Consider the following 6,554-nt stretch of genomic DNA (forward strand, 5'->3'; position numbering starts at 1 on the left):
GACTTATGAGCGAGCAAAACCGTAAGTCAAATAAAAAGTTAGTAACGTGGCTTAGTGTTGCTGTTATCGGCATGTTTGGGTTCGGTTTTGCTTTGGTTCCGTTGTACGACATTATGTGTGAAGCATTGGGTATCAATGGTAAAACCAATACGGTGTCCGCGGTGCAACCCGTCGGAATGAGGGCGGACATATCGCGTACGATTCGTGTTGAGTTTATGGCACACATCAATCCTGATATGCCGTGGACCTTTAAGCCCGAAACCATCTACCTTGATGTTCATCCGGGTGAGGTGATTCAAACCGCTTATTTGGCAAAGAACAATGCGTCGCAATCTTTAGTCGGGCAAGCAGTGCCATCTGTATCTCCGGGTACTGGCGCTGCTTATTTTAATAAAATTGAGTGCTTTTGCTTCAACCATCAACCTCTTGATGCTAATGGCGAAGCGGAGATGCCTCTAATTTTCTATATCGAACCTGATATCCCCGAATCAATTCACACACTGACTTTGTCGTACACACTCTACAACATCACAAGTAATGCAAGCGTGCAGGATGCCGTTGAACGCAGTAAGGGTAGCAAAAGCGCACTTAACAGGGAGTTAAGCTATGAGTAAACCTCAATCTTATTACGTTCCAGCTCAGAGTAGTTGGCCAATCGTGGGGGCAATCGCGCTGTTTTTAGTGGCGGTTGGGGCTGGGCTCACGGTTCAACATCTAGAAACAGGTGGAGCGGGTAGCGTCATTGGTAACGTTACTCTAGCGCTTGGCTTTGCCGTGTTGTTGTACATGCTGTCAGGTTGGTTTAGCAATGTTGTCAGTGAGTCATTGGCAGGCTTGTATTCAGATCAGATTACGCGTTCATTTCGTCAAGGGATGAGCTGGTTCATTTTTTCTGAAGTGATGTTCTTCGGTGCTTTTTTTGGGGCGTTGTTTTACGCAAGAATGATCTCTGTCCCTTGGCTTGGCGGGGCAGATAACAATGTGATGACTCACGAAGTTCTGTGGCCTGGATTTGAAGCGATTTGGCCTTTGACGACAACGCCAGCAGGTGACACGACTGAGGCGATGCCATGGCAAGGGTTACCGTTGAAGAACACGATCATATTGCTGCTCTCTTCGATTACGCTACATATGGCACATGTCAGTTTAGAGAAAAACAAACGAACAGCGCTCATCGTCTGGCTTGAGATTACTATCGTATTAGCGGTGTTTTTCCTCTATTACCAAGCGGTCGAATATGCGCATGCATACCAAGATATGGGGTTGACCTTACAATCTGGGATATACGGCAATACCTTCTTCATGTTGACTGGATTCCATGGTCTACATGTGTGTTTAGGGACGATCTTCTTGATTGTACTCTTGTTTCGAATCGCTAAAGACCATTTTACTCCCAAAGACCATTTCGCATTTCAGGCAGGCAGTTGGTACTGGCACTTTGTTGATGTGGTTTGGCTGTGCCTCTTTGTTTTTGTTTATGTACTTTAACTCAGATTTTAGAAAACTGACTTAATAAGGGCGAGGGTTAGGAGCAAGTAATCCGCTTTGAAGGGCGATGATCAAAAGAATAACAACGATCGCAGAAAACAAGACACGGCGACCCAGATAGTGACTCATTGGTTTATCAGAATCAGGGTCGTCTCGCACCATTCGAATTAGGGCAAGCGCTAAGTTAAAGATGATGAAAAGTAACAGCAGTACTAAAACAATCTTAAACAATAGTGTCGGTGACATTGAAGTTCCTCGCGTGGCCTGGTTCAAATCAGTGAAATTCTGGGTCGGCTTTGTATTAACTGTGGTTGTGTTTTCTACTTTGGTCAAATTAGGTTTGTGGCAGCTACAGCGAGGTAACGACAAATCGCATATGGAGTCGATGTTGGCTCAGCGAAGTAAACAGTCTCCGATCTCGTTGAGCTCTGTCCATTTCTCAAACACATCCCAGTCAAACAGTGATTATCTTGATTGGATAGGCGTCCCTGTCTTTACTGAGGTTACGCCTCTTCCAGAGCTTTTCTATTTGGATAACCAAACCTTTGAAGGCCAAGTTGGCTATTTGGTGTATCAGCTTATTATCGATGGCCAATCACGTTTTTTACTTCTTGAACTAGGATTCGTTAAAGGGATGGAGCAAAGACAGTCATTGCCAGTTGTTGAGCAGTTAACCCACCCTCTGATGATAACCGGGCGTTTATATCAAAAGTTGGACAGCCCTTTAGGTAATGAGCTCTACCCTGAAGATTTTACCTCTTTGACTTCTACCAGGTTTCGAATTCAGAACTTAAATATAGGTTCATTGGCAGAGCTTACTGGTAAGCCCCTACAAGCATGGGCGTTGCAACCTATCGATTCAACAACGCCTTATGCTCACCCATGGAAACCATTGTCTATGAACTCGAGCAAACACTATGGATACGCTTTTCAGTGGTTCTCCATGGCGTTGGTATTTGCTTTTGTAGTAGGTATTGCCGTGTATCGATGGGGCAGAAAAACTCATTCAGCAAGACATTAGGAGCGTTTATGAGCACAGGGATGACGACACATTCGCTAAAGCCCAAAGCCGTGTTAAGAGGACGACTTACGCTACTGGCGTTGATTCTGTTTTTTGCGTTGCCGTTTATCGTCGCGAAGGCAATTCTGAGTAACCATTGGTATCAGTCTGGCGTGACCAATCATGGTCAGCTGTTGGAGCCTCGTGTGACGTTTGAGTCACTAGGAATGGTGAACCCTCTTCAAGGAGAGAGTTGGCAGCTTGGTTTTATGCTTCCTGCTACATGTGATGATGCATGCTTAAATCGCTTATACGTCATGGGGCAAACGTACTTAGCGCTAGGAAAGTATAAAGAGCGCGTGACACCTGTTGTTTATGTACAGACCGGCCAAGTAGTGCCTGAACTACCGAATTCGGTGACAGTGTTGACCGTTAACGATGCTTTCTCTGCTTTAGTGCCATCACAAGGGTATGTCATTACCGACACGTTAGGTCAAGTCGTGATGTTTTTTGAACCCACAACCAAGGAGCAACAAATCGCCCATAGCAAGGGGTTGTTATCCGACCTAAGAAAGTTACTCAAGTTATCTCGAGTAGGGTAGACGCGAAAGGTGAAGTACACCTGTGTTGAAGGCATAAGGAGTTGCAATGAGACTGATAGATTTGGTGAAAGGGGCGTTAATACTGACCGTTATTGTTATCGCAATGGGGGCTTATACACGCCTTGCTGATGCGGGTTTAGGTTGTCCTGATTGGCCAGGTTGTTATGGTCATCTTACGGTTCCGAGCAATAACGTTGATGTAGCGGTTGCTAATACTCTTTTTCCCGAGCGAGCGGTGGAGCCTCACAAAGCTTGGCTAGAAATGATACACCGCTACTTGGCGGGAACTCTGGGTTTGGTGGTGTTCGCCATAACCTATCTTGCGTTAAGAAATGAGCGTGCACGACTAGGGGTGACTTTGCCGGTGTCGTTATCTTTAGTGATCGTGTTTCAAGCTGCGCTGGGGATGTGGACGGTAACGCTTAAGCTGATGCCAATTGTAGTTATGGGCCACCTGATAGGTGGTTTTACAATGTTTTGTTTACTGTTTTTCACATATTTAAGATTACGTCCGAACGCGATAGCGACGCGACAGGATAATAAAGCGAAATCTAAATCTGAGGTAAGTGTGACCTTTCAGCCAACAGTGGTTGAGGCTAATACCGTGACTAGTGAGCCAAAGATAATTGGTCGTCGACTCAAAATATTGGCTGGCTTGGCTCTTGTCGCAACCATCTTACAAATAATACTCGGCGGTTGGGTATCTTCAAATTATGCCGCTGTGGTGTGTACCGCTTTGCCGATTTGTGAAGGCGAATGGGTGCGCTATCTCGACTTCAAAACCGCTTTCACTCCGGTTCATTTTGGCTTTGACAATTACGAGTTTGGCGTGCTTGATTATGCTGCAAGAATGACCATCCATGTGAGTCATCGTTTTGGTGCTATTGCGGTGACTTTACTCGTTGGGATATTAGGGCTGTGCTTGTTACAACATAAGCAGCGCGTGGTACGCAACGTCGCAGTACTTTTATTGGGACTGTTAGCGATTCAACTTGCACTAGGCGTCAGTAATGTGGTGTTCCATTTACCTTTACCAATAGCTGTTATGCATAATCTGGGCGCTGCGCTACTTCTATTAAGCCTAATTCAAGCTAACTATATTATGTGGAATATACGGTACGCTCAATCAGAAAAGCCGACACTGAAAGTCATTGAGTCGGAGAATAAAGTTGAGAGACTTAAAGCATCTGGAGACAAGGAGAGTTCTCTATGAATAAACTGACAATGGCGGCAACAAGTCGTGTGGATTCCGTCGTTAAACCAAGACTCAACTGGCGTGTCTATTTAACCTTGACCAAACCAAAAGTGGTCGCATTAATGATCTTAACAGCTTTGGTTGGGATGTGTTTGGCGATACCGGGCGCTTTGCCTGTTCAGGCGACCGTGCTGGGTTTATTGGGTATTGCGTTAATGGCGGGCTCTGCAGCAGCTTTCAACCATCTAATTGACCGTCGAATTGATGCTGTCATGGCAAGGACCCATAAACGTCCGTTGCCATCAGGAGACTTGAGTGTTGGTAAAGTCTTTACTTTTGCACTGAGTATTGGCGTACTAGGTTTTGCAATATTAGCTGCGGGGGTTAACTGGTTAACCGCTTGGCTTACATTTGCTAGTTTGCTTGGCTATGCTGTTGTGTACACCTTATATTTGAAGCGAGCGACGCCACAGAATATTGTTATCGCGGGTATTGCTGGTGCAATGCCGCCGTTGTTAGGTTGGACCGCGGTAACAGGGGAACTGCACGCTAATGCTTGGTTACTGGTAATGATTATCTTCATATGGACACCACCTCATTTTTGGGCATTGGCGATTCATAGAAAAGACGACTATGCGAAAGCCGATATTCCTATGCTTCCGGTGACTCACGGGGTGGAATACACCAAGACTTCTATTTTGCTTTATACCATTTTATTGGCACTGGTGTGCTTATTACCCGCTTTAGTTGGAATGACAGGATTGGTGTATTTGGCCGGTTCCACCTTCTTGAGTGCGGGTTTTATCTATTACGCTTGGAAGTTAAAGTATGCGGCAACAGAAAAGACAGCAATGGATACTTTTAAATTCTCCATTATGCATTTGATGATTTTATTTGTAGTGTTGCTGGTGGATCACTACCTACCAATTTAATTCTTCAATAATAAAAAACAGCCATCACAATGTGATGGCTGATAGGGCGTTTGGATTTAAACTAGCTGCCAGGAAAGATCTTCGGTCATGTAAATCCATCCCATCTAACAAAAGTGCAGTTTAGAATTAGAACGTGACGATAGCGCCAACACGTCCTGCCGTATCTTTGTCGCCTTTAAGGTCTTTTGAGATACCTGCGTAAGTCGTGAAGTAATTAGTAAATTTGTAGTGTACGCTTGCCGCGATGTTTTGGTCTGTTTCGTCAGCGATATCAAACTTAACTTGTTGGAATGCAGCTGCAAGACGAATACGGTCTGTTAGGTCGTATTTAGATGCTACTTCAAAACCTTTATAGTCTTGGTCTAGCAATTTCCCTTGAGTATATAAACCACCAAGATATAGGTCATTTAGCTGATAACCCGCACCAACTAGAACGTTTTGGCTTGTTGCATCTGGTGAAATTTTTAAATTACCAGTTTTCACTTTGACGTTTTCGTCTTTTTGGTAAGCGTAACCTGCACCAAAGCTCAAATCTCCTAACTGGTACTGTGCCGCGATACCATAACCTTGGTCTACTGTACCTGATAGTTCATTGCCGTATTTCTTGAATGAATCAGCGGCGCCGCCGCCATTAGCGTTAGCTTTAACTTTTAGGTCACCGAATGTACCGATATACAACAGTTGGTTGGTTGTACGGTCAGCAGTTGCTGTTTTGTTACCCGCTTCGCCACCGAATGCATCAAGAATATCAGTGTAGTCAGTAATAATTCCTAAAGAACCATCCGTTTTACCGTATTGGAGCTCATTGTTTTCACCTGCAATACCAACATATAGATAACGGTTATCGTATCCAGCACCGTTATTGTCGCCAGAACGGTTAATTTCTTCTTCAAAGAAACCTTTAGCATTAACGCCGTCAGCAATTTCAGTAGTAGCAAGAACGTTTACACGAGCACGACTATTGTCTGCAACGGTTCTATCATTACTGCTCTTGTCAAAATCAGCACGCGCTTCAGCTCGACCGCCCACTGCTAGGTTCAGATTATCACCTTTATATACGTCAGCTGCATTTGCTGCCGTAGCTGATAAACCTGCAATAATAGCCGCTGTTAAAAGAGAAACTTTCTTCATGTTAAATTCCTATTTAGTCTCTAATAAGTTTTATTATTAATACGCTCTTGGCTCGTCGTATCTATAAATAGGCTAAATGATTATTAACAAAGCTATAAGTGCAGACAAATGGAATTATAGTTTCAGGAAATAGCTAATAGAATATATTTCCCGTGATGATCTTTACGGATAAATTAAATTATATTCAAAAACACGCTCTAAGTTAC

At 44.1% G+C, this 6,554-nt stretch carries 8 protein-coding genes; 6 read left to right on the plus strand and 2 right to left on the minus strand.

What is annotated here, in order from left to right; genetic code table 11:
- Positions 1–5 precede the first annotated feature (5 nt).
- Both HW45_RS08755 and HW45_RS08760 read left to right on the plus strand, forming a co-directional pair.
- Positions 6–614, plus strand: a complete 609-nt coding sequence (locus tag HW45_RS08755; protein ID WP_038226387.1) for a cytochrome c oxidase assembly protein — start codon at positions 6–8, stop codon at positions 612–614.
- Positions 607–1,488, plus strand: a complete 882-nt coding sequence (locus HW45_RS08760) for a cytochrome c oxidase subunit 3 (protein ID WP_038226388.1) — start codon at positions 607–609, stop codon at positions 1,486–1,488. Before HW45_RS08755 ends, HW45_RS08760 begins: the two co-directional genes overlap by 8 nt.
- Positions 1,489–1,509: 21 nt before the next feature.
- On the opposite strand, the gene HW45_RS08765 is transcribed toward HW45_RS08760, so the two are convergent.
- On the minus strand, positions 1,510–1,734 hold the full coding sequence (locus HW45_RS08765; protein WP_038226391.1) for a DUF2909 domain-containing protein: 225 nt from the start codon (positions 1,732–1,734) through the stop codon (positions 1,510–1,512).
- A gap of 31 nt (positions 1,735–1,765) precedes the next feature.
- On the opposite strand from HW45_RS08765, the gene HW45_RS08770 reads away from it, so the two are divergent.
- From HW45_RS08770 to cyoE, 4 genes are read left to right on the plus strand one after another with little or no spacing between them, the layout of a single operon-like run.
- The gene (locus HW45_RS08770) at positions 1,766–2,509 is read left to right on the plus strand and encodes an SURF1 family protein (RefSeq protein WP_160171210.1); all 744 of its coding nucleotides are present in this window, start codon (positions 1,766–1,768) and stop codon (positions 2,507–2,509) included.
- Positions 2,510–2,517: 8 nt separating this feature from the next.
- Positions 2,518–3,090, plus strand: a complete 573-nt coding sequence (locus HW45_RS08775) for a hypothetical protein (protein WP_051867929.1) — start codon at positions 2,518–2,520, stop codon at positions 3,088–3,090.
- A 46-nt stretch (positions 3,091–3,136) separates the two neighbouring features.
- Complete coding sequence (locus tag HW45_RS08780) at positions 3,137–4,303, plus strand: COX15/CtaA family protein (RefSeq protein ID WP_038226397.1); 1,167 nt, start codon at positions 3,137–3,139, stop codon at positions 4,301–4,303.
- Positions 4,304–4,314: 11 nt separating this feature from the next.
- The gene (gene cyoE, locus HW45_RS08785) at positions 4,315–5,217 is read left to right on the plus strand and encodes a heme o synthase (RefSeq protein WP_038227690.1); all 903 of its coding nucleotides are present in this window, start codon (positions 4,315–4,317) and stop codon (positions 5,215–5,217) included.
- A 126-nt stretch (positions 5,218–5,343) separates the two neighbouring features.
- Here the strand turns inward: cyoE and HW45_RS08790 are convergent, their stop codons facing one another.
- Positions 5,344–6,348, minus strand: coding sequence for a porin (locus HW45_RS08790; RefSeq protein ID WP_038226399.1), 1,005 nt, complete (start codon positions 6,346–6,348; stop codon positions 5,344–5,346).
- Positions 6,349–6,554 lie beyond the last annotated feature (206 nt).

The sequence above is a fragment of the Vibrio sp. ER1A genome (genome assembly GCF_000733315.1).
GTDB lineage: Bacteria > Pseudomonadota > Gammaproteobacteria > Enterobacterales > Vibrionaceae > Vibrio > Vibrio mediterranei.